The organism is Nonlabens sp. MB-3u-79 (assembly GCF_002831625.1).
Classification (GTDB): domain Bacteria; phylum Bacteroidota; class Bacteroidia; order Flavobacteriales; family Flavobacteriaceae; genus Nonlabens.
Map to the genome: position 1 here is coordinate 1,633,758 of NZ_CP025116.1, position 20,970 is coordinate 1,654,727.

General features: G+C 36.7%; 21 protein-coding genes. 9 read left to right on the forward strand and 12 right to left on the reverse strand.

Going from position 1 to position 20,970, the window contains the following annotated elements; all coding sequences use genetic code 11:
• Positions 1-372 (reverse strand): ribosome silencing factor, encoded by a 372-nt coding sequence (rsfS, locus tag CW736_RS07215; RefSeq protein WP_101013317.1) that lies wholly within the window; start codon positions 370-372, stop codon positions 1-3.
• Between the two features lie 85 nt (positions 373-457).
• Here rsfS and CW736_RS07220 point away from each other — a divergent pair, with 85 nt between their 5' ends.
• A complete protein-coding gene (locus tag CW736_RS07220) occupies positions 458-1,165 on the forward strand; it encodes a biotin--[acetyl-CoA-carboxylase] ligase (RefSeq protein ID WP_101013318.1) in 708 nt (235 codons plus the stop codon).
• Here the strand turns inward: CW736_RS07220 and CW736_RS07225 are convergent.
• A complete protein-coding gene (locus tag CW736_RS07225; RefSeq protein ID WP_101013319.1) occupies positions 1,162-1,548 on the reverse strand; it encodes an orotate phosphoribosyltransferase in 387 nt (128 codons plus the stop codon). The two genes, CW736_RS07220 and CW736_RS07225, sit on opposite strands and share 4 nt — an antisense overlap.
• Positions 1,549-1,557: 9 nt before the next feature.
• Entirely contained in the window at positions 1,558-2,199 is a 642-nt protein-coding gene (gene pyrE, locus CW736_RS07230) for an orotate phosphoribosyltransferase (protein WP_101013320.1), read from the reverse strand.
• Positions 2,200-2,206: 7 nt separating this feature from the next.
• Between pyrE and CW736_RS07235 the strand changes: the two genes are divergently transcribed.
• A complete protein-coding gene (locus CW736_RS07235) occupies positions 2,207-2,818 on the forward strand; it encodes an NUDIX hydrolase (RefSeq protein WP_317044389.1) in 612 nt (203 codons plus the stop codon).
• Here CW736_RS07235 and CW736_RS07240 read toward each other — a convergent pair.
• The 4 genes from CW736_RS07240 to CW736_RS07255 form a co-directional block, all read right to left on the reverse strand.
• The gene (locus tag CW736_RS07240) at positions 2,798-3,619 is read right to left on the reverse strand and encodes a hypothetical protein (protein ID WP_157810899.1); all 822 of its coding nucleotides are present in this window, start codon (positions 3,617-3,619) and stop codon (positions 2,798-2,800) included. The two genes, CW736_RS07235 and CW736_RS07240, sit on opposite strands and share 21 nt — an antisense overlap.
• Entirely contained in the window at positions 3,616-5,373 is a 1,758-nt protein-coding gene (locus CW736_RS07245; RefSeq protein WP_101013323.1) for a M14 family metallopeptidase, read from the reverse strand. The genes CW736_RS07240 and CW736_RS07245 overlap by 4 nt, the downstream gene beginning before the upstream one ends.
• A gap of 442 nt (positions 5,374-5,815) precedes the next feature.
• Positions 5,816-6,268, reverse strand: coding sequence for a pantetheine-phosphate adenylyltransferase (gene coaD, locus CW736_RS07250; protein ID WP_101013324.1), 453 nt, complete (start codon positions 6,266-6,268; stop codon positions 5,816-5,818).
• Entirely contained in the window at positions 6,265-7,248 is a 984-nt protein-coding gene (locus CW736_RS07255) for a D-alanine--D-alanine ligase (protein WP_101013325.1), read from the reverse strand. The genes coaD and CW736_RS07255 overlap by 4 nt, the downstream gene beginning before the upstream one ends.
• Positions 7,249-7,391: 143 nt before the next feature.
• On the opposite strand from CW736_RS07255, the gene CW736_RS07260 reads away from it, so the two are divergent.
• The 6 genes from CW736_RS07260 to CW736_RS07285 all read left to right on the forward strand — a co-directional run bounded on the left by CW736_RS07260 (position 7,392) and on the right by CW736_RS07285 (position 12,734).
• Complete coding sequence (locus CW736_RS07260; protein ID WP_101013326.1) at positions 7,392-7,976, forward strand: PASTA domain-containing protein; 585 nt, start codon at positions 7,392-7,394, stop codon at positions 7,974-7,976.
• Positions 7,969-9,009 carry an RluA family pseudouridine synthase gene (locus CW736_RS07265; RefSeq protein ID WP_101013327.1) on the forward strand — a complete coding sequence of 347 codons (1,041 nt, stop codon included), beginning with the start codon at positions 7,969-7,971 and terminating at the stop codon, positions 9,007-9,009. The genes CW736_RS07260 and CW736_RS07265 overlap by 8 nt, the downstream gene beginning before the upstream one ends.
• Before the next feature lie 209 nt (positions 9,010-9,218).
• A complete protein-coding gene (yaaA, locus tag CW736_RS07270; RefSeq protein ID WP_101013328.1) occupies positions 9,219-9,980 on the forward strand; it encodes a peroxide stress protein YaaA in 762 nt (253 codons plus the stop codon).
• 60 nt (positions 9,981-10,040) lie between these two features.
• Positions 10,041-10,742, forward strand: coding sequence for a RadC family protein (gene radC, locus CW736_RS07275; RefSeq protein ID WP_101013329.1), 702 nt, complete (start codon positions 10,041-10,043; stop codon positions 10,740-10,742).
• Positions 10,739-12,052 (forward strand): DUF7033 domain-containing protein, encoded by a 1,314-nt coding sequence (locus CW736_RS07280; RefSeq protein ID WP_232735310.1) that lies wholly within the window; start codon positions 10,739-10,741, stop codon positions 12,050-12,052. The genes radC and CW736_RS07280 overlap by 4 nt, the downstream gene beginning before the upstream one ends.
• On the forward strand, positions 12,036-12,734 hold the full coding sequence (locus tag CW736_RS07285) for a YjjG family noncanonical pyrimidine nucleotidase (RefSeq protein WP_101013330.1): 699 nt from the start codon (positions 12,036-12,038) through the stop codon (positions 12,732-12,734). The genes CW736_RS07280 and CW736_RS07285 overlap by 17 nt, the downstream gene beginning before the upstream one ends.
• Here CW736_RS07285 and CW736_RS07290 read toward each other — a convergent pair.
• Entirely contained in the window at positions 12,716-14,008 is a 1,293-nt protein-coding gene (locus CW736_RS07290) for a replication-associated recombination protein A (protein ID WP_101013331.1), read from the reverse strand. The two genes, CW736_RS07285 and CW736_RS07290, sit on opposite strands and share 19 nt — an antisense overlap.
• Positions 14,009-14,125: 117 nt before the next feature.
• Between CW736_RS07290 and CW736_RS07295 the strand changes: the two genes are divergently transcribed.
• A complete protein-coding gene (locus CW736_RS07295) occupies positions 14,126-14,803 on the forward strand; it encodes a rhomboid family intramembrane serine protease (protein ID WP_101013332.1) in 678 nt (225 codons plus the stop codon).
• Positions 14,804-14,808: 5 nt separating this feature from the next.
• Here CW736_RS07295 and rlmB read toward each other — a convergent pair whose 3' ends face one another.
• The 4 genes from rlmB to CW736_RS07315 all read right to left on the reverse strand — a co-directional run bounded on the left by rlmB (position 14,809) and on the right by CW736_RS07315 (position 20,912).
• Positions 14,809-15,543, reverse strand: a complete 735-nt coding sequence (gene rlmB, locus CW736_RS07300) for a 23S rRNA (guanosine(2251)-2'-O)-methyltransferase RlmB (protein WP_101013333.1) — start codon at positions 15,541-15,543, stop codon at positions 14,809-14,811.
• A 91-nt stretch (positions 15,544-15,634) separates the two neighbouring features.
• On the reverse strand, positions 15,635-16,378 hold the full coding sequence (locus tag CW736_RS07305) for a hypothetical protein (protein ID WP_101013334.1): 744 nt from the start codon (positions 16,376-16,378) through the stop codon (positions 15,635-15,637).
• Positions 16,379-16,394: 16 nt separating this feature from the next.
• Positions 16,395-17,852 (reverse strand): RagB/SusD family nutrient uptake outer membrane protein, encoded by a 1,458-nt coding sequence (locus CW736_RS07310; RefSeq protein WP_101013335.1) that lies wholly within the window; start codon positions 17,850-17,852, stop codon positions 16,395-16,397.
• Between the two features lie 12 nt (positions 17,853-17,864).
• Positions 17,865-20,912, reverse strand: a complete 3,048-nt coding sequence (locus CW736_RS07315) for a SusC/RagA family TonB-linked outer membrane protein (protein ID WP_101013336.1) — start codon at positions 20,910-20,912, stop codon at positions 17,865-17,867.
• Positions 20,913-20,970: the final 58 nt, after the last annotated feature.

Sequence of the window (20,970 nt, forward strand, 5' to 3'; positions counted from 1 at the left end):
TTAATAAGTACTTTCAATAGAGGTGAATTTTGCATCACCCCACAATTCTTCTAGGTCGTAATATTCTCTAATATGTTTTTGAAACACATGGACTACTACATTTACATAATCCATAAGAACCCATTCTGCTTGATCAGTTCCCTCTACATGCCATGCATTTTCATGAAGTTGTTTACTTACATTTCTTTGTACAGAGTTTACGATAGCGTTTACTTGCGTATTTGAGGTACCATTGCAAATAATAAAATAGCTAGTTACCGTGTTTTCTAATTCTCGTAAATCAAGTATGGTAATGTTATTTCCCTTTACATCCTCTATTCCAGATATTATTTGTGTAATAAGGGCATCGGTAGAAACTGTCTCTTTAGTCATTAAATATTTTTTGTATGCACAAATTTATTCTTTTTTTGATCTATGTTTATTAAATTACACATAAACTAACGAATAAATTTTCATTTTGAACATAGTCAAATTACATGCCACTACATCTACTAATGATGAGTTGAAATCTCGCATGCGCGAAAGCGAGCTGCCGCACCTAACAACCATCTATACTATGGAACAGACCAGAGGTAAAGGACAGCGAGGGGCGACATGGGTGTCTGAGAAAGGTAAAAACCTGACATTCAGTATATTATTAACTGAAAAAACTCAAAATCTAACACCTTTTTTAATAAATCAAATCCTTTCTGTCACTATAGTCCAATGGTTAAAAAAGGATTTACAAGTTCAAGCAAAAATTAAATGGCCTAACGACATCCTGTCAGTTCAACATAAACTTGCCGGAATTCTTATTGAAAATATATTTTTTGGAAAAGAAATAACCTATTCGGTAGTGGGTATAGGTCTTAATGTAAATCAAGAAACTTTCGAAAATTTACCCAGGGCTATTTCTTTAAAGAATATAACTGGCCGCGAGTTCGACTTAGAAAGCTTGCTTATTAATTTTTTAAATCTGCTGAAAAACAATTTGCGCGACCCTTTAGGAGTCGCGCAAGAGTATTATAAGTATCTTTTTAAGTACAATCAAATAACTTCCTTTAAATCTTCAAAAGGAATTTTTGAGGGGATTGTTAAAGGAACTGATCCAGACGGGAAGCTTTTATTACAAGTTAATGATAAGCTAATCGCCTTTGAAGTTAAAGAGTTGGAATGGATGTATTAGATCTTCTCTAATCCGTTAGCTAGTTGTTCTAAAAACTTAGTGATAGGTCCTTTAATCATCATGGCCATCATGGCATTAAAATCTCCATTAAATAATAATTGTGCCTCAGATCCATTTTCAGTTTCACTGATGTTGCAAGTAAGTGTAAAAGCAAGTTTATCGCTTGTAGATCCTAATACAACTTGTGAATGAGGAGTTTTATCTGTAAGAGCTAGCGCTATTTCGGGCATTCCTTTAAGCCCAAAAAGGAACTTGTCTTCCCCTTTAAGTTCAAACTTAGTGTCCTCTGGCATTAGGTTTTTAAAATTTTCTACCTGAATCAGAAAATTATATAATTCCTCAGGATTTTTTTGTGTTTTTGCTACACGACTTTCTAGATTCATGGTATTGAATTAAGCGTTCCAGTTGCTAGGATCTTTTCTCCAGCTTTTTAATAATTCTATTTCGTCTCCTTTAAAGTGCCCAGCTTGAGTGGCTTGGTCGACAAGGTGATCATAATCACTTAAAGTAGTTAACTCTAAGTCATGCTTTTTAAAATTCTCTACTGCAAAATCAAAGCCATAAGAGAATAGTGCGAGCATTCCTTTTACATCAGCTCCAGCTTCTTGAAGTGCTTCTACTGCATTGAGGCTGCTTTTACCGGTACTGATAAGGTCTTCAACGACTACGACTTTCTGTCCTTTCTCTAGATGTCCTTCTATCTGATTCTGTCGGCCGTGCTTTTTAGCCTCTGGCCTTACATAAATAAAAGGCAGGTTCATATAATCGGCAACCAGCATTCCAATGCCTATTGCTCCAGTAGCTACTCCAGCGATTACATCTGGTTTGCCGTACAGCGCTTCAATGCGCTCTGCTAGTTGTTTTTTCAAGAAATTTCTAACCACTGGATAAGAGAGTGTTACTCTATTATCACAGTAAATAGGAGATTTCCATCCACTTGCCCATGTAAAAGGTTCTTGTGGTTGCAATTTTATTGCTTTAATTTGCAACAATAACTCAGCAGTTTTTATTGCTATATTCTTATCTCTAACCATGGGGCAAATGTATAAAGTTTTTGTGAAAGAGGTCGCTATAATCGTTACCTCTGATAAAAGCGCTTTCAAAGACCATAATACCTTTAATATTAAAAAGGTAAATTTTAATGAACTTGTTCAACAAATCGAAAATAAAGAAATCGCTAATGTGGTTTTATATTCTAAAAATGAATCCAAGCTTTTAAAAAGACTTCATAAGCTACTGCCCGTAGTTATAGCGGGTGGAGGGTTGGTCTTGAATCAGGATAATGACTTTCTCTTTATACATCGCAATGGAAAATGGGACCTACCTAAAGGAAAAGCAGAAGAAGGCGAGACCATTGAACAAACTTCTATACGAGAAGTAGAAGAAGAAACTGGAGTTAGAGATCTTCAAATCACCGATTATCTAGGACATACCTATCATACTTTTACTAGAAAAGGAAAACTTAAATTAAAGTTGACACACTGGTTTATCATGGAAACGGACTTTCATAAAAAGTTGAAACCACAAAAAAAAGAAGGGATCGACAAGGCGGTATGGATCAATAAAGAGATGGCAATTCTGGCTTTGAAGGATTCCTATGCTAACATTAGAGAACTTTTTCCAGACGACATGTTAGTTGATGATGCGCGATAGATCTAAATAATGAGTTAACTGATAGGCATCTATTTCCACGATCACTGTATCGTTTAAAAAGTCAAATTCTTTAGGTAATTCCACTTTTTTAGACAGTCTTAAATTTTTAGAAATTTCACTGTTAAACTGAAAAGCAAGACCGCTATTTTCAAAATCTTTGGGATCAAATTGAAATGCAGTGTTGCGTACATGTTCTATAAATTTATTTTGTAGGTCTCCCCCAGGAATCTCGTTTATAAGGTTTGCCACTGCTTGTTGTAAGTTGGCGTCAAAAATAATTTTTATATCCCCTTTTTTATTTTCTGGAATAAGATCGCTTAAATGAATTTCTTTTAACTCTGGTTTTAAGAATGTCCTTAAGAGCCTTCCTTTTTCATTGCCTCGGGTATATTTCAATTCATAGCTGGTAAATTTTTCTACATCAGAAACAAAAACGGTATTTAAATCTAAAAGGCCTTCATTTTTTTGGTCCCTACATAAAACACGCTCTCTTCTGTTAGTAAAGATGTCAAAAAGGTTTTTTAATGGTGTTCCTTGGACATAAGTAACATCAATAAAGTCTCTTGTTATCAGGCCAGTAATCGCATTGTTTAGAACCTTATCGGCAGCAGTTTTTGAATTGAAATTAGGGATGGAATACTGATAGCTCTTCCCGTTGCATTCCAGGTCTTTTTCTAACAGCTCATAAGAAATGGCGCCTTCAACTTTTATATCTGTGATTGGGGTTGCTTCAGGAGTATTTTTCTTGTCATTACAAGATAATAATGTGATGCAACTAATAATTAATAGGATTTTATTCATTTTTTGTTCCATTTATAAATAGGGTAAGTTAAATGCGATTTCTCATAGTTAGGACTGCGTTTATGGATCCAGTCCAGTTGCTGGTAATTACTTTCTTTAAAGGCTTTGTTTGCTGTTTTTAAGGAGTCAAACTCTTTTTTTAAATCTGTATTCTCACTTAGAATTTTTTGAGCAGTAGATTCAAAGACATAACTGGAAAAACCTTCCTTCTGTTGAAGTATGGTGTCAAAATAGTTCCATTTGAAAAAAGAGTCTTGTCCTGCTGGCTCCAGCGTTTCCATGATATATCTCATACCAGGTTGACGGGTGGGGATGATCATGTCGCTTTCGCGAAAGCGTAATGCTACAACTTCCTCTTCCACTTGTACATTAGAGTGTGGATAATGTCCTTCATACGCACTTGAAGCAGTTCTATAGTTAGCAATTCGGTATTTAGTAACATTTAAAGTGGTGTCTTTTGGTAAGAATTCCATTTTTATGTGATTGTGTCGCATCAATTCAATGATTTTCCATTGACTTTGAGGTACTACATAATAGTCTGGAATAGAGACACTATCGGTTGCTTTGAAGTAATTTTGATAGGCTGTTTTTTTAGTAAAAGGTTGATTGCGATCATAAGTCATCAAGTCGTTTCCTGTCAAATCATTTATACCGACTACCGCTTCATAACCTAAAAAATCCAATGTATCGGCTTTAGAACTGTCGACTGTATAGTTCAACGTATAGGAAGAAGAAGTTTTATAAGTTTTAAAAGAATCGGCACGAGCTTTTTTGATTTCTGCAACGTTCTCAGAACCTATACCTATCATTTCTTCCATGATTGCTTGAGTACCCAATACGCGGTCTTTATAAGGTTTCAACATGTGCGTTTCTACCATCATCCCTAGTGTATTCCACAAACTGGTATAACCGGTAGAGTATCTTGGGTAATCCATAAATTGAGAAAAACCTTTCTCAGGTGAAGAATTAAAGACATTCACATAGGGTGTAATTGGTAAATTTCTTGCTGCAAGTCGTGTTTCTAATTCTGGTTGTAACTTGGAGTGAAGGTAATTCCCTGCCGCATTTCCCAACTTGTCGTGTTGTGTGAATAGATGCGTCAACGTGTATTGATAATCGGCTCCATTGCTCACATGATTATCAATAAAAATATCTGGATTGATTTTATGATATATTTTATAAAAAGCTAATGCATTGCGAGAGTCTGCCTTTATAAAGTCTCTATTCAAGTCGTAATTGCGTGCATTACCTCTAAAGCCGTAGGATTCAGGACCGTTTTGATTGGTACGAGTAGATGTATTTCGATTTAAAGAGCCACCCACATTATAAACGGCAATAGCGCTAAAAATCAAATTATCAGGAGCATTTACTTTTCCGGTCGCAAGATCTCTTAAGAGCATCATGCTCGCATCGATACCGTCACTTTCACCAGGGTGAATTCCATTATTGATCAAAATTTTAATTTTGTCCTCGTTAGCGCTGCCCCAGTCAATGGATTTCTTTGAAAAGCTGATAAGATGCAAAGGCTTACCACTATCAGTCAGTCCTATCTCTTCTAATTGAATACTAGCAAAGTCTGCAGCTAAATTTTTATAAAAAGCAATAACTTCTTCATAGGTAGCCGTTTGGTTTCCATTGCCATTTTCAAAAGGCGTAGGATGTTTTTTAGCAGCTTGAACAGCTTGTTTTTTACTATCCGTTCCACAAGAGAATAATAGAAAGACAGTAACTAATAGTGTGAAAAATTTGCTCATTTTATATTTTTATATTTCTGTACTTTATTTATAAATAGCTCTTTTAAAGTGTGAGAGGCTTGCGTTTTAATAAACCTTCTTGTCTCTCATGGAATAATAAGGAACTTATCTAATAAAAAAAGTGATGTATACACACTTTTAAATTCTTTCCGTTTCTCCCATGAAGACCTTAGAGTCCATCTCAGCAGCTCATCAATAATTTCAAAGGTTCTCCTCAGGCAAAACCCAACGGGTTTCTTAATCAATTGAGGTATTTTTCAGCTCTCAGCTTTCAAGACGTTATCCGTGGACTATTAAAAGTCCCATCCATATAAATGAGATAAGTTCCAAACAGTTTAGCTTTTTAACGCTTGGAGTAATGAAGGCGTATTTTAATAGTAAATAGAAATTCGTTTTTTGCTAATAGCTAATAGCTAATCACCAATATCCACCATCAAGAAAGCTATATCCTTACCGTATCAGGCACTAAACTGGTGTAATCACCATTATTTCTTATCACATCTCTAACGATAGAAGAAGAGATATAACTTTTTCCAGAACTGGTGAGTAAAAATACGGTTTCAATTTCAGACAGTTTTCTGTTGGTATGTGCGATAGCCTTTTCAAATTCAAAGTCGGCTGGATTGCGCAATCCCCTGAGTATAAACGCAGCATTTTGTTCTTTGCAAAAATCAATGGTCAGACCAGAATAGGTCATCACTTTGATTTTTTGATCCTTACCAAAAGCTTCTTCTATAAAACGTTTGCGATCTTCTAGTGAAAACATATATTTTTTATCGGCATTAATACCTATAGCTATTATAACTTCATCAAAGAGTCCCAACCCTCTTTCTATAATATCGTAGTGACCTAAAGTGATGGGGTCAAAACTTCCGGGAAAAACGGCTCTTTTCATGAGTTGTGATGTTTGATAGTGTTTTCAATAATTTGAGTGAATACATTTTTCATTGTAGCTCCTGAAGCTTTAATTTGTTGTGGTATGATGCTTTCTTCACTCATTCCTGGATTAGTGTTTACCTCAATAAAATGAGGAATATTATTGTGAAAGATAAAGTCGGCTCTGGCAAGACCTTTTAATTTTAAAACTTGATAAATACGTCTTGTGATATCTTGAACTGCATTTGTATGGTCCTCACTTATGCGTGCTGGCGTTATCTCTTGAGATTTACCTTGATATTTTGCTTCATAATCAAAGAAGTCATTTTCACTTACTATCTCCGTAGGTAAAAGTACTTTTATTTCATTATCAATTTGATAAGCACCTACAGACACTTCTACGCCATCGAGAAACGACTCTATAATAATTTCATTATCAACAGAAAAAGCATTTTCTAGCGCTGCATCCATATCTTTAACTTTATATACTTTAGAAACACCAAAACTACTGCCACTGCGATTTGCCTTTACAAAACAAGGCAAACCAATGTTTCTAGCAATTATTTCTGCATCAATACTGTCTCCTTGATTGAGGTACATATGTCTACCAGTGGTAATGTTCCAAGGCTTTAATATGGCGATACAATCTCTTTTATTAAAAGTGATCGCACTTTGATAATAATCGCAAGATGTTTGTGGAATATGTAAAAGTTCTAGCATCGCCTGTATGATACCATCTTCTCCTGGCGTTCCATGAATAGTGTTGTAACAGCAGTCAAAAGTGACTTTTTCACCATCTATCGATAAACTAAAGTCATTTTTATTAATCTCATACCGCTCTCCAGTAGCATCTTTATAGTACCAACCCTCTTTTAAAATAGCAACAGAATAAATATTATACAAGTCAGAATCGAGGTTCTGTGCAATGACAGCGCCACTTTTCATGGATATCTCCCATTCGTGGGAATAACCCCCCATTAATACCGCAATGTTCTTCATAAGCTGATTTTTCGCTTGAGCGTAAACAACAAAGTTAAAAAAGATGTCGTTCTAAGAACCTATTCTATCCTTATCTTTGTTCAATATATTAACGGTTTAAAAAAATTCATTCGTTTTTTAACCTTTAAAAACATTAAAATTCTATGAATTTTTTCAGATTCATTTTTACTAAAACCTTTTGGATTCAAGTAGTTATAGCTGCTGTGGTAACCGTAGTGCTATGTTTTACTTATTTATTTTGGCTGGATTGGTACACTAACCACGACCAGAAAATAGAAGTCCCTAATCTAGAAAAACTTTCGTTAACAGAAGTAGATGAACAGTTAGAAGTGTTGGATTTACGTCGTAAAATCATTGATAGTGCGAGCTATAACCCTGCTTTTAAGCCTAGAACAGTGATTGAACAAGATCCATTAGCAGGTAAATTTGTAAAAGAAAACAGACAAATCTATATTAAATTAAACGCATCAGGTTATGGAAAAGTAACCGTGCCTAATTTGATTTATAAAACCAGAAGACAAGCGATTCCTACTTTGGAAGCATTAGGATTTAAAATAGGACAGATCACTTATAAGCCTAATATTGCCGAAAACACCGTTTTAGAAATGCGTTATAAAGGAGCAACCTTGGAGCCAGGATCACAATTGAGTAAAACATCTACCATAGATTTAGTCTTAGCAGACGGTAATAACCCATCAGCAATTGAGCAACCTACAAACAATGAATAAAGAGTTGGACCACGAAGATCTTGACGATCAACAAAAACACGAGCATTATCACTTTGTAGCAGGTAGTGGACAAGACCCATTGCGTGTTGATAAATACTTAATGAATTTTATAGAGAACGCTACACGTTCCAAAATTCAACAAGGTATTAAAGAAGGCGCCGTTACTGTTAATGGCGATATTGTAAAATCGAACTATAAAGTAAAACCTCACGACGATATTAGAGTGTCCTTTGACCATCCACCACATGAATCTCTTTTGGTGGCAGAAGATATACCCTTGAATATAGTTTATGAAGATGACTATTTAGTAGTGGTCAATAAACCGGCAGGAATGGTGGTGCATCCTGGACACGGGAATTATTCGGGAACCTTGATCAATGCTCTTATTCATCATTTTGAAAACCTTCCTAACAATTCCAGCAACCGCCCAGGATTGGTACACAGGATCGATAAAGATACCAGTGGTTTGCTCGTTGTTGCTAAAACAGAAGAGGCAATGGCCTATCTGTCTGCTCAATTTGCTGCCAAAACTAGTGAGCGAGAGTATATCGCCATTGCATGGGGTAACTTTACAGAGCCTTCTGGAACCGTAGAAGGCAATATAGGACGTCATCCTAAAAACCGTCTTCAAAACACCGTATGGGTAAATGACGATGCAGATAAAGGGAAGCCTGCTGTGACTCATTATAAAGTAGAGGAAGATTTCGGTTATGTGACGGTAATCAGTTGCCGCTTGGAGACGGGTCGCACACACCAGATAAGAGTGCACATGAAATATATAGGTCACACGCTTTTTAATGACGAGCGTTATGGTGGCGATAGAATTCTTAAAGGAACTAACTTTACTAAATACAAGCAATTTGTAGATAATTGCTTTAAAGTACTGCCGCGTCAGGCCTTGCACGCTAGAACTTTAGGTTTTGAGCATCCCCATACTAAAGAATGGATGAGTTTTACCAGCGATGTGCCTCAGGATATGGTTGAATGTATCGATAAGTGGCGTGTTTATGCTACTAATTCTAAAGATATGTAAGTAGATCATGAGGTAGCTCGAGGCGAAAGTGAAATACCAAGCATTTCCCTCCCAGTTTTATTAGTGCTATTTCCTTATGCTGTTGCCGCTAGTGGGCATATCGGTACTTGTTAAGATCGAGAAAGTTCATAGTGATATAAAGAACTTAATTAGATTTTGAGAGCAACATTAGATTTTCAATAGTATTTTTACTAATCAAAATACAGTCTATGAAAATCTTACTTTCTCCTGCAAAATCATTGGATTACGAAACTAAATTGCCCACCTCTAGAGCAACACAACCTTTATTTGCAGAAGATGCATCGCAAATAAATGCAAAGCTAGAGCGTATGAGCAAAAAGGAAGTAGGGGAGTTGATGCATATTTCAGACAAGCTAGCTGATTTAAATTACCAGCGTTACAAGAATTTTCAAGAAGTCTTTACCAAAGAAAATGCACGACCTGCGATCTATGCTTTTGCAGGAGATGTATACACAGGTTTAGACGCGTATAGTTTACCAACAGCTATTTTAGATCATGCTCAAGACAGTATACGTATACTTTCTGGGATGTATGGTTATTTAAGGCCCCTGGATTTGTTACAGCCTTACCGACTAGAAATGGGAACATCTTTACCTATTGAAAGTAATAAAAATCTGTATGAATATTGGAAAGATAAGATTACACCAGCCTTGAATAAGGAGATAAAAAAAGAGGAGTTATTGGTCAATTTAGCCAGTAACGAATACTTTAAAGCAGTAGATAAAAAGAACCAGGAGGGAATCCTAATCACCCCGGTTTTTAAAGATTACAAAAATGATAAGCTTAAAGTGATCTCTTTCTATGCTAAAAAAGCACGTGGTACGATGGCCAGGTATTTAATTGAGAATAAGATCGATTCTCTAGAAGGAATTAAAGCCTTTGCTATGGACGATTACAAATTTTCAGAACAAGAAACAGTTAAAGAAAACGAGCCTGTATTTGTAAGGTGAGACTTGACAAAATTATGGCACTAGTTTAGAGTTTCATAGGTATAAGTTTTATCTTTCGGCATGGAAGAAGAAAAATCCCATTTTTCTATTAAAGATTGGTCACTTAACGATAGACCAAGAGAGAAGCTTTTGCACAAAGGTAGTTCCTCACTTTCTGAAGCAGAATTGATTGCGATATTGATAGGCAGCGGCACCCGTAAAATGAGTGCGGTAGAATTAAGTCGTATGATGATGAACGACTCTCAAAATTCACTAGATATCCTAGGAAAAAAAAGCCTGAAAGAACTCATGAAATACAAGGGGATAGGAGAGGCAAAAGCCATTAGCATTGCCGCAGCAATGGAATTAGGTAAACGTCGTGCCATGGAAATGCCAGCAGGACTCCCTAAGATTAAATCCAGTAAAGATGCTTTTAGAATTATGCAACCCATTATAGGAGAATTGCCTCACGAAGAGTTTTGGGTCATGCTACTGGATAACGCCCACAAAGTCTTAGAGAAAAAAAATATCAGTATAGGTGGAATAACCGGTACCCTGGTAGATACACGGCTGGTATTTAAAAAGGCAATAGAAGCCGGAGCAGTTGCTATGGTGCTTGCACACAATCATCCTAGTGGAACTTTACAACCTAGTGTTCAAGATAAATCACTTACTCATAAATTAATAGAAGCAGGTAAATTACTCGATATCAAAGTACTCGACCATTTAATTATAACACAACAGAGCTTTTATAGTTTTGCAGATGAAGGACAGCTATTATGATTTTAATTTACTGTGCTAACATCACTCCTAGGAAAGAGTATATTTTTAAACACGTCTTTCGTCGTTTGATGTTACAAGATTTTAAATTTACCTCAGAGGTGAGTAAATTTGTAAGTCATTCTGGTGTAAAATTCAGTTACGGGCCTAAGCCATTAGGAGAAGAATTATTTATCTGGTCCCATGGTCTTCTAGATGAAAATGGTATAGATGATCATGAAATTGAATTTCATCAATGGGATGAGCTTCCTATCTTTTTCAAGGCTCCAGAGCGCAGTGATATACCCTTTGATGTTTTTTCGGCTGCGTTTTATTTAATCACGAGGTACGAAGAGTATTTGCCGCAGGTAAAAGACGACTTAGGAAGGTATAGTGCCAAAGAAAGTACGGCCGTTAAAGGAGGCTTTATTTTAATGCCCTTAGTAGATCTATGGATTAGAAAATTACTCATTCTTCTAAACAGGAGTTTTGATACTACCATCAAGCGAGAATTACAGCTTAAAACAATTGTAACTATTGAGGTGTCTTCTTTCTTTAAGTATAAAGGTCGCGGTGTGATGGATAACGCTATCTTGTTTTATGGTCATATCAAACGATTTAAAATACGCTATCTATTCAAACAGATCTTGGTTCTTTTAGGTTTTAAAATAGACCCATTTAACAATTACCAGCAATTGATTGATTCCATGAGAAATAGATGGAAACACGGAAGAAAAATACCCAGTGCTACAGAGAATATGATCTTTTTCTTTCATTTAGGAAGATATAACCGTACCGATAACGGGATAAGTCATAGGTCCAGAAGATATAGGGAAGCTATCAAACAAATAGGGGATTATGTAGATATAGGTTTGAGGTATTCTTTTTTTTGTGATGATAATGAAGTAAAGGCACAAGGAAAGAAGTTTGAGAAAATATCAAACAGGCCATTGAGTAAAACTATGGCAGCTTATTCTAAGATTTCCACTCCAGGACATTACAAACGACTGGTAGATTTAGAAAAACTAGAAGATTACAGCATGGGTTATGAAACCATGCCTGGTTTTAGAGCAAGCACCAGTCATCCATTTTATTTTTATGACCTCGATTACGAGGTGCAAACTCCGTTGCTTATCTATTCCTATGCCTTGCATTACAAAAGTATTTCTGGCAATATGCTTAATGGTCAGAAACAAATAGTACAACAATTGAAAAGAAGAGTAGAAGAGGTATCAGGCCATTTTATAGTCATGTATGATTATGCACAATTTGAGCAAGGTTTAAAAAGTCATGCGACTACCATTTTAGAATATATATATGACAAAGAAGTTTAATAATATAGAACACATTTTTTTTGATTTAGATCACACACTCTGGGATTTTGATCTGAATAGTAAGTTGGCCTATAAACAGATATTTGAAGAGCATCAACTCACTTTAGAGTTGGACAGATTCATTGAAATATATGAACCCTTGAACTTGCAGTTTTGGCGCATGTTTAGAGAGAATAAGATTTCTAAGGAAAACTTGCGCTTCCAAAGGTTAAAAACTGCTTTTGATGCTTGTGATTATGCTGTAGAAGACGAGAAGATCCATCTCTTTGCAGATTTATACATGGAGTACCTTCCTAATTATAATCACCTTTTTGACGGGTGTATTGAGCTCTTAGATCAACTTCAAGACAATTACCGACTTCATTTGATCACTAATGGATTTAATGGTGTCCAGCAAAATAAAATCAAGAACTCCGGTTTAGATAAGTATTTTGACGTGGTATTAACTGCTGAAGCTGCGGGAGTGAAGAAACCAGCACCAGAAATTTTTCACAAAGCTTTACAAATGGCTAATGCAGAAGTAGCCAATAGTTTGATGATAGGAGACAGCTATGAGGCCGATATCAAAGGTGCTCAAAATATAGGGCTAGCAACGATCTGGTTTCAACTAAAAGATGAGGTCGTTCCAGAACATGAAGTAGTTGTTCGTCACCTCAGGGATATCTACCCATTATTGTCATAATCGTAATGGTCTTTCCAGCGTTTTTGTAAAAACTCCTTTTGTGCATTTTCTCTAGGATTATTCCCAGGCTCGTAGATTTTTGTTTTACTGATCTCAGCAGGTAAAAAGTCGTAGTGGGCAAAATTCCCAGGATGGTCGTGTGCATATTTGTACTCTTCTCCATACCCCAATTCCTTCATAAGCTTTTTAGGGGCGTTTCTTAGCCCTAATGGCACCGACAGGTCTCCGGTTTCTTTTACGAGCCGTTGAGCGTTCCCTATAGCCATATAGCTAGCGTTACTTTTTAAGGAAGTGGCGAGATAAACGGCGCACTGGCTTAAAATAATTCGTGATTCTGGGTAACCTATGGTAGAAACCGCCTGGAAGGTATTGTTGGCCATGATAAGAGCGGTAGGATTTGCATTTCCTATATCTTCAGAGGCCAGTATCAACATTCTACGAGCTATGAACTTTAGATCTTCGCCTCCCTCAATCATTCTTGCAAGCCAGTAAACACTGGCATTAGGGTCGCTGCCTCGTATGGATTTGATAAAAGCACTGATGATGTCATAATGTTGTTCACCAGTTTTATCATATCGTGCAGGATTAGCTTGTACTTGTGATAATACCAGCTTGTTCGTGATGGATATTTTATCCGTGGTTTGAGAATTCACGACAAGCTCAAAAACATTTAATAGTTTGCGTGCATCACCACCACTAATTCTTATAAGTGCTTCTGTTTCTGTGATGTCAATATCTTTTTTAGATAAGAGTTCATCAATTTCAATGGCCCTGCGGAGTAAGTTTTCTAAGTCCGCTTTCGCGAAAGCGTCTAATACATAAACCTGACATCTAGATAAAAGTGCCGGGATGACTTCAAAACTTGGATTCTCTGTCGTGGCTCCTATAAGGGTGACCCAGCCTTTCTCTACGGCCCCCAAAAGTGAATCTTGCTGTGATTTGCTGAACCTATGGATCTCATCAATAAACAAAATTGGATTCTTTGCTGTAAATAAGCCTCCAGAGTTCTTTGATTTCTCTATTACCTCACGTATGTCCTTTACACCGCTGTTGATTGCACTAAGGGAGTAGAAAGGGCGTTTGCTCTCTTGGGCAATAATATTAGCAAGAGTTGTTTTTCCAGTTCCTGGAGGGCCCCACAAGATCAAGGATGGAGTGGTGCCATTAAGGATATGTTGTCTCAAGGCACCCTTGTCACCTACAAGATGTTGCTGGCTCAAGTACTGGTTGAGATTGTTCGGTCGGATTCGTTCTGCGAGTGGTGTGTTTTGCATAAGGCTAAATTAAAGGTTCTTCGTCTTACGTACAATTTAAGATCCCATCATTTGTAATGATGTCATGACAAGATTTCGTTTATTTGTATTGGCTTCTTAATTGATAGGTACCTTCTAATGAAAGATTCAGAATATTTTAAATTTGATGGGTTCACCGTTTTACCGGCGGTGTTCTTTGTATTTGTTATGTGGCTGGTTTATTGGTTAGAAGTGAAATTTCACTTTAGGTTTACAGACAATGGAATCCGTCCACACCGATTGTCAGGTTTACAAGGGGTCGTTTTTAGTCCTTTTATCCATTCTGGATTGAAACATTTATGGAGCAATTCTTTACCATGTCTTATTCTTATCACCGCTCTTAGCTTTTTTTACAGAAGAGTGAGTTTCTATGTATTGGTGGGTGGAATAGTGCTAACTGGTGTTCTTACGTGGCTTTTAGGAAGACCTTCTTACCATATAGGAGCAAGTGGTGTCGTGTATATGTTAACGGCCTTTTTATTTTTTAAAGGCGTGTTTACGGGTCATTATAAATTACTTTCTTTAAGCTTTTTAGTGGCTTTTTTTTATGGTAGTTTGATATGGTATGTATTGCCCATTAAAGAAGGTGTTTCTTGGGAGGGTCATTTAAGCGGTGCCATAGCAGGCTTGTTTCTCGCTATAGTAACACGTAACAAGCTTCCTGAAAAGAGAAAGTACGTATGGGAACTGGAGCACTACAAAGAAGAGGAAGATCCCTTCATGCTTCATTTTGACGAGAACGGTAACTTTGTGGAATCCATTGATGAAGAAGAGTAGTAACGCTATAACTTCTGTCTCACTACTTCATAAAGCATAGCTCCACAAGCCACAGATACATTAAGAGAGGCGATGTCACCTTGCATAGGCAGTTTCACTATGTGGTCGAGCGTTTTCAATGTAGAAGGATTGATACCTCGGTCTTCACTACCCATTACAATACCAAGGGGTATGTTCAAATCAATATCGTACAATAACTGGGTTGCTTTTTCACTAGCTCCAGCGGTTTGTATACCATAGGCTTGTAAAAGAAAAATAGCGTCTTTGATGTGGTTTACTTTACAAATAGGCATGTTAAACACGGCACCAGCACTGGTTTTGATAGTGGCGGCATTTACAGGGGCACTTCCTTTCTCTGATACAATAATGGCTTTAACACCTGTACACTCAGCAGTACGTATAATAGCACCGAAGTTGCGTACATCAGTTATTCCATCAAGCAATAAGAAAAGTGGTTTAGTTTCTAGATCGGTCTTTTCAAGAATGCTTTCCAGATCATGAAAGTCCACAGGAGATATGCTTGCCGCAGCTCCTTGGTGATTACCTCCTTTAGCAATATGGTCTAGTTTTTCACTAGGCACATAAGAAACGGCTATGTTATTTTTACGTGCAGTGTTTTGAAGTTGGTGCATTAAAACCCCGTCAGCTTCTTTAAGAAGGTAGATTTTAGAAATCTCTTTATCGCTTTCGATTGCTTCTATGATTGCTCTGATCCCGTAAATGTATGTAGTCTTTTCCATGCTGCAAATGTAGTAGTTATTATTTGAGTTTAGTGCAAAAAAAAACCCAAGCCTAAGCTTGGGTTTTTAAAATTTTATTGTGGATCAATAATTATTGATTCACACAGAAAGATCTGCTTTGAGAAGCTCCAAAAGCACCTCCACCTGAAGCAAATGTAATAATAGAACAAGTTATTGTGTAGTTTCCAGTAACAGTTCCGTCTAGTTGACCATCTCCATAAGAGTCAGTTATTGTAGCTGTATAACAACCATCAGCTAAGAAAATGTCAGCTGTGATAGTTTGTACACCGTTACCTAGAGCAGGCATGGTATAAACCACATTTCCTGTAGCATCGTCTGTAATACTAAAACCAGTTTCACCAGCATAAAAATCAGTGTTGATGGTAAACGTAGTATCATTACAAACAATTTCTCTAAAGTAATCTACAGTTGTTGATCCTTTGAAAGCAGCAGTTGTTCCTCCAGACGTTTCGATTGTAAAAGTTGCGGTTTTAAGATCTCCATCATTTCCTGTAATTGCAGCGTAGTCAAAAGCTACTGAAAGCACTCCTTCATAAGAGTCTGCAGGAATAGATAAAGAACCAACTGTAAATTCAGCAGGATTAGTTGCGTCATTTACTGTTACGTTAAAAGACCTTGCTTCACCAGATACAGTCGTACTTAAAACTGGAATGGATAAAGTTAAACCTTCTACAGGTATCGATGTACTATAAGCAGCTTGAGTAAACTGTAGTGCCGTTTGTCCATTGACATTGTCAAAGATAGGCTCTTCAGATTCACAAGAAATTATGAATGCTGTTAAGCATATTGCGATAAATTTTATATAGTTTTTCATTTTCATTTTTTTTAGATTAATAACCAGGGTTTTGTTGTGCTCTCAAACCAGGATTACCGTTGAATTCAGATAATGGAATAGGCCAGTTGAATCTAAAGTCTGATAAAGCAAGATCACAAGCTGCAAAAGGAGCACAATCCATGTTAGCTCTATCAATACCTCTATTACCTAGAGAACCTAGTCTTCTAAGATCGACATATCTTCTTCCTTCAAAAGCAAATTCTAGTCTTCTTTCGTCAACAATTGCACCCCAAGCTTCTGTTATATTAGCATATGCAGGAGTAGCTTGATCAGCTCCAAACCTTGAATCTCTCAAATCATCAATTAATCCTGCAACGCCAGGAGCGTCACCAGCATTAGCACGAGCCTCTGCAAGAATCAATAACATTTCTGAAGAACGTAATATTTTTTGATCGTTCATTAATGGTTGACCTTCTGAACCTCTATACTTATTTACAATAAATACATCTCTACCAGCTTCAGCAACATTTGAAAATTCAATTCCATTGTTGTCTCTTCTTAAATCAGCTGCGTCATATGCAAACCATAAGTTAGTAGCCATTTCATAATATGGACCACCATTCAGGTCAGGACCAGAAAAGGCAAAACTAGCACCGTTCCATCCACCAGCAGAAGAACTTCCTGTAGCACCTTGACCGTCATAAGAATCATTAATAGTTCTTTCTAACTTCATGATTACTTCTGTGTTACCAGTGTCAGCGATCATAGCATCATACTGAGCAGGTGTTCCTAATGGGTAAGAGGTTAGTAAACTATTTGCGTAAGTTACTGCATTACCATAATCACCTGAATAAGCATAAGCTCTTGCTTTTAAAGCATTTACACTATCCTTACTAAAGAATGTAGAACTACTTTGAGTATCAATTAACCCATTAGCAGCGTCCAAGTCAGTAAATATTGCTGTAAAAGTTTCCCCAGTAGTGTTACGTAGTGGAGCAAGACCAGTATTTGCAACAAAATCAATAACAGGTACACCTAAAGTAGTAGGGTCTGTTAAGTCAGTGCTGTAGTACTGAAGAAGTTGTAAGTGTAAAAACGCACGTATCGCATGTGCTTGACCTACTATACGATCTTCAGCAGCTTGATCATCACTATCAATATCGGCAGCAGCTTCAATAATTCTTGTAGCTCTTGTAATACCTTGATAATTTCTTGTCCATAAAGCACTTGGTCCAGCTGCACCAGAATTAAACTGCTGACGGTACAAAGATTGTCCTTGACCTCCATTAGAATATGCAATACGAATTTCATCAGTAAATACCGCATTAAAGTGTATTTCTGGTGTCGTATCTAGTCTGTTGTATGCAGCAGATAACGCATCCTGTAGGTCGTTAGTTGTTTGTAGTGCATTATCAGCACCTAACAAACCTACTTGTTCAATGTCAATAGCATCTTCGCAGCTCACTGCAAATACCGCTAAGGCACCTAATATTAAATTTTTATATATTTTCATTGCTTGTTTTTTTTAAATTCCTATTTCTACTCCTACAGATATGATTCTCGGTGTTGGATATGTACGTGATCCATTGCTTAATACAGCAGCATCAAATCCTCTCCACTTAGAGAAAGTAACTAAGTTTTCTGCATTTACAAAAAGTCTCAAATTAGTTAAATGGAACTTTTCTACCACTGATTTGTCAAATGCGTAACCAAAGCTTACGAAACGTAATCTTAAGTAGTCAGCTTCTCTCAACCATCGGTTACTGTTGTTTAACGCTAACACGTTAGTCGCATCTAGTGATGGGATAGCAGTTACTCTGTTTGTTGGAGTCCATGCATCTAATAAGTCTGCAGATACATTAAACTGTCTTACACTTGTAATATCAACAACATCAGCAAGGTTAAAGTCAAAACGATCTATACCAGTTGCGTAATTCCATTGAGTTGTAAGGAAGAAGTTTTTGTAGTCAGCATTCAAAGTAATACCACCTTGAAATTCAGGAGTGAGATTTTTGTTTAACCATCTTCTGTCCGTATCATCATTAGGGTTTTCAGTTAGGTTTCCATTGATGTCATAATGAAGTAATTCACCGTTTGCTGGGTTTACACCTGCATAAGGAACTGAAAAATACTCTCCTAATCTACCACCTTCTCTACCTACACCGATACTTTGTCCGTCTTCTGTTGGTAAGTCTCTAATTACATTTTCATTAAAGTTTCCTACAACACCTAATTCTAGACCAAAATCTCCTTGGTTTTTAGGTTGAAAAATTTTATATCTAAGGTCTATATCTATACCTTTATTAGTCATTGTTCCAAAGTTACCAAAAAGTGAATAACCACCTGTACCAACTGCACCAGAAATATTTCTTGCTTGAAATAAGTCTTCTGTGTCCTTATAGTAAAGATCGATATTACCTCTTAATCTTCTGTCTACAGCTTCAAAATCAATACCTAAGTTAGTCTGACGAGTCGTCTCCCATTTTAAGTCACTAATACCAAATACAGTAGGCGCAAGTCCTTGAACACCTCCATAACCTCCTACAGAACCATATAGATCTTCTGTCAATGTAAGTCCAGTGAAGTATCCACCACCGTTTACATTTTGATTTCCTACAGTACCGTAAGAAGCTCTTATTTTCAAGGTGTCAAAAGGATTGTTGTCTCCCCAGAAGTCTTCATTACTTACGTTCCATCTACCAGCTATGGAGTAAAAAGTACCCCATCTGTTAGTTGATGAAAATCTTGAAGAAGCATCTCTTCTCAAAGTTGCACTAAATCCATATTTACTGTCGTAATCATAATCTAATGATCCAAAGTAAGAGAATAAACCTGAATTAAGAACTGTTGCATTAATGTTGTCTACAAACACATCGCTTCCACCATTATCACCGATAAATCCAGCGCCATCTCCAGGAGAAAATAGTGTTGGGTTAAGTCCGTTAGCTCTAAATCCAAATCCTCTAAAATGAGCCTTAAAGTATTCTGTATAAAGACCTACATCTAAAGTGTGCTTTTCATTAAATGTTTTGTTATATGCAAGACTAGTTACAGAGTTGAATGAAAATTGTCTGCTAGTCTGTTGAAAAGCAAAACCAGCTTGTCCTGCGTTGAAACTGTTTTGAAAAAACAAAGAGTTCCAACTATCAGAACCTTGGGATCTTGTTAGGACTATGTTTTGATAATCAAAACCACTTACGTTTCTCAGCGTAAGATCATCTGTTATTTTGTATCCAAAGTTTGCACTACCTAATACTTTAACTTCTTCTTCATCTCTTTGGTAAGAATTTAATCTGTCTAAAAGAATAAGAGGAGTAGATCTAAAAATAGATTCTAGTGTAGGAGTTGCTGCTACCAATTCTGTTGCATTTGTGTAATCAGTTGGTTGTAAATAAGGTACAGAGATAAACGCCCCTAATACATAGTTACGGTTAATAGCACCTGATCCAATTGAGTTAGGCTCATTATTCACAGAGTAGTTAGCATTTAAATTAAGACCGTAAGTAAATCTCTTGTTTTCAGATCTACCGTTGATATTAGTTCTAATGTTAAATCTCTTCAATTTGGATTGTACTAATACACCTTCTTGATCGAAATAACCAAGTGAAGTAAACTGCGTACTATTTTTTCCACCAGAAGATAAGGTCACTGTATTGTTTGTGCTTACTCCAGTTCTAAAGAATACATCTTTCCAGTCTGTATTAGGAGCACCAGCGATTTGAGCATCTGTAAGTGGAGTTCCACTACCGTCAAATCCATTTGCACCAAAACCGACACCTCTATCACGTTCTAACGTAAGTAGTTGCTGAGAATCCATGTAGTTGTAATCATTACCCATCAGGTTAGTAAATGACTGTATAGAAGTTGCATTCACTTTTAAAGGTTGTTCGTACTTACCTTTTCTAGTTTCAATAACAATTACACCATTTGCTCCTCTGTTACCATATATAGAAGTACCTGCAGCATCTTTAAGAACTACAACACTTGCTATATCTTGTGGGTTTAAACTTCTGAAGTTATCCTCATCTACTGGTATACCATCGATTAAGAATAAAGGCTCTGTATTACCATTGATAGATCCCACACCACGAAGGTTTACTGTAGAATTTGCTCCTGGTTGTCCAGAGTTAGTAAAAATGTTCAAACCTGCTACTTGTCCAGAAAGAGTCTGTACAAAAGAAGCGTTTGGTCTGTTCTCAATGGTTTCACTAGTTACTACACTAGCTGCTACATTGATTCTCTCTTTTACTGCATCTCGGAAACCTACTACAACAACAGCATCCAATGATGTTTTCATTAGCGTGTTTATTACGGTTTGGTCACCTACTAGGACCATGACTTGATCATAACCGGAATAAGTAAATACTAACGTGTCCTCTGAATTAGCTTGGATTGAGTAATTTCCATCAAAGTCGGTTGTGGTATTAGCGGTTCCTCCTTTTACAGAGACGACAGCTCCAAAGAGACCACCTTCTGTATCAGTTACCTTCCCGGTAACGGTTTGCTGGGCAAAAGCTACTTGCACAACTAACGCTAGTAAAAGCGTTAAAATTCCATTTAATTTTGTTTTCATGTTTAGATTTATTTGAATTAGCCAATGCCAAAAATCAAAAAAAGAAGTTAATAAAACA

Coding starts and splice junctions, on each gene's coding strand:
- rsfS (WP_101013317.1), bottom strand. CDS start 372: ATGACTAAAGAGACAGTTTCTACCGATGCCCTTATTACACAAATAATA.
- CW736_RS07225 (WP_101013319.1), bottom strand. CDS start 1,548: ATGAATCTAGAAAGTCGTGTAGCAAAAACACAAAAAAATCCTGAGGAA.
- pyrE (WP_101013320.1), bottom strand. CDS start 2,199: ATGGTTAGAGATAAGAATATAGCAATAAAAACTGCTGAGTTATTGTTG.
- CW736_RS07235 (WP_317044389.1), top strand. CDS start 2,207: ATGTATAAAGTTTTTGTGAAAGAGGTCGCTATAATCGTTACCTCTGAT.
- CW736_RS07240 (WP_157810899.1), bottom strand. CDS start 3,619: ATGAATAAAATCCTATTAATTATTAGTTGCATCACATTATTATCTTGT.
- CW736_RS07245 (WP_101013323.1), bottom strand. CDS start 5,373: ATGAGCAAATTTTTCACACTATTAGTTACTGTCTTTCTATTATTCTCT.
- coaD (WP_101013324.1), bottom strand. CDS start 6,268: ATGAAAAGAGCCGTTTTTCCCGGAAGTTTTGACCCCATCACTTTAGGT.
- CW736_RS07255 (WP_101013325.1), bottom strand. CDS start 7,248: ATGAAGAACATTGCGGTATTAATGGGGGGTTATTCCCACGAATGGGAG.
- CW736_RS07260 (WP_101013326.1), top strand. CDS start 7,392: ATGAATTTTTTCAGATTCATTTTTACTAAAACCTTTTGGATTCAAGTA.
- CW736_RS07265 (WP_101013327.1), top strand. CDS start 7,969: ATGAATAAAGAGTTGGACCACGAAGATCTTGACGATCAACAAAAACAC.
- yaaA (WP_101013328.1), top strand. CDS start 9,219: ATGAAAATCTTACTTTCTCCTGCAAAATCATTGGATTACGAAACTAAA.
- radC (WP_101013329.1), top strand. CDS start 10,041: ATGGAAGAAGAAAAATCCCATTTTTCTATTAAAGATTGGTCACTTAAC.
- CW736_RS07280 (WP_232735310.1), top strand. CDS start 10,739: ATGATTTTAATTTACTGTGCTAACATCACTCCTAGGAAAGAGTATATT.
- CW736_RS07285 (WP_101013330.1), top strand. CDS start 12,036: ATGACAAAGAAGTTTAATAATATAGAACACATTTTTTTTGATTTAGAT.
- CW736_RS07290 (WP_101013331.1), bottom strand. CDS start 14,008: ATGCAAAACACACCACTCGCAGAACGAATCCGACCGAACAATCTCAAC.
- CW736_RS07295 (WP_101013332.1), top strand. CDS start 14,126: ATGAAAGATTCAGAATATTTTAAATTTGATGGGTTCACCGTTTTACCG.
- rlmB (WP_101013333.1), bottom strand. CDS start 15,543: ATGGAAAAGACTACATACATTTACGGGATCAGAGCAATCATAGAAGCA.
- CW736_RS07305 (WP_101013334.1), bottom strand. CDS start 16,378: ATGAAAAACTATATAAAATTTATCGCAATATGCTTAACAGCATTCATA.
- CW736_RS07310 (WP_101013335.1), bottom strand. CDS start 17,852: ATGAAAATATATAAAAATTTAATATTAGGTGCCTTAGCGGTATTTGCA.
- CW736_RS07315 (WP_101013336.1), bottom strand. CDS start 20,912: ATGAAAACAAAATTAAATGGAATTTTAACGCTTTTACTAGCGTTAGTT.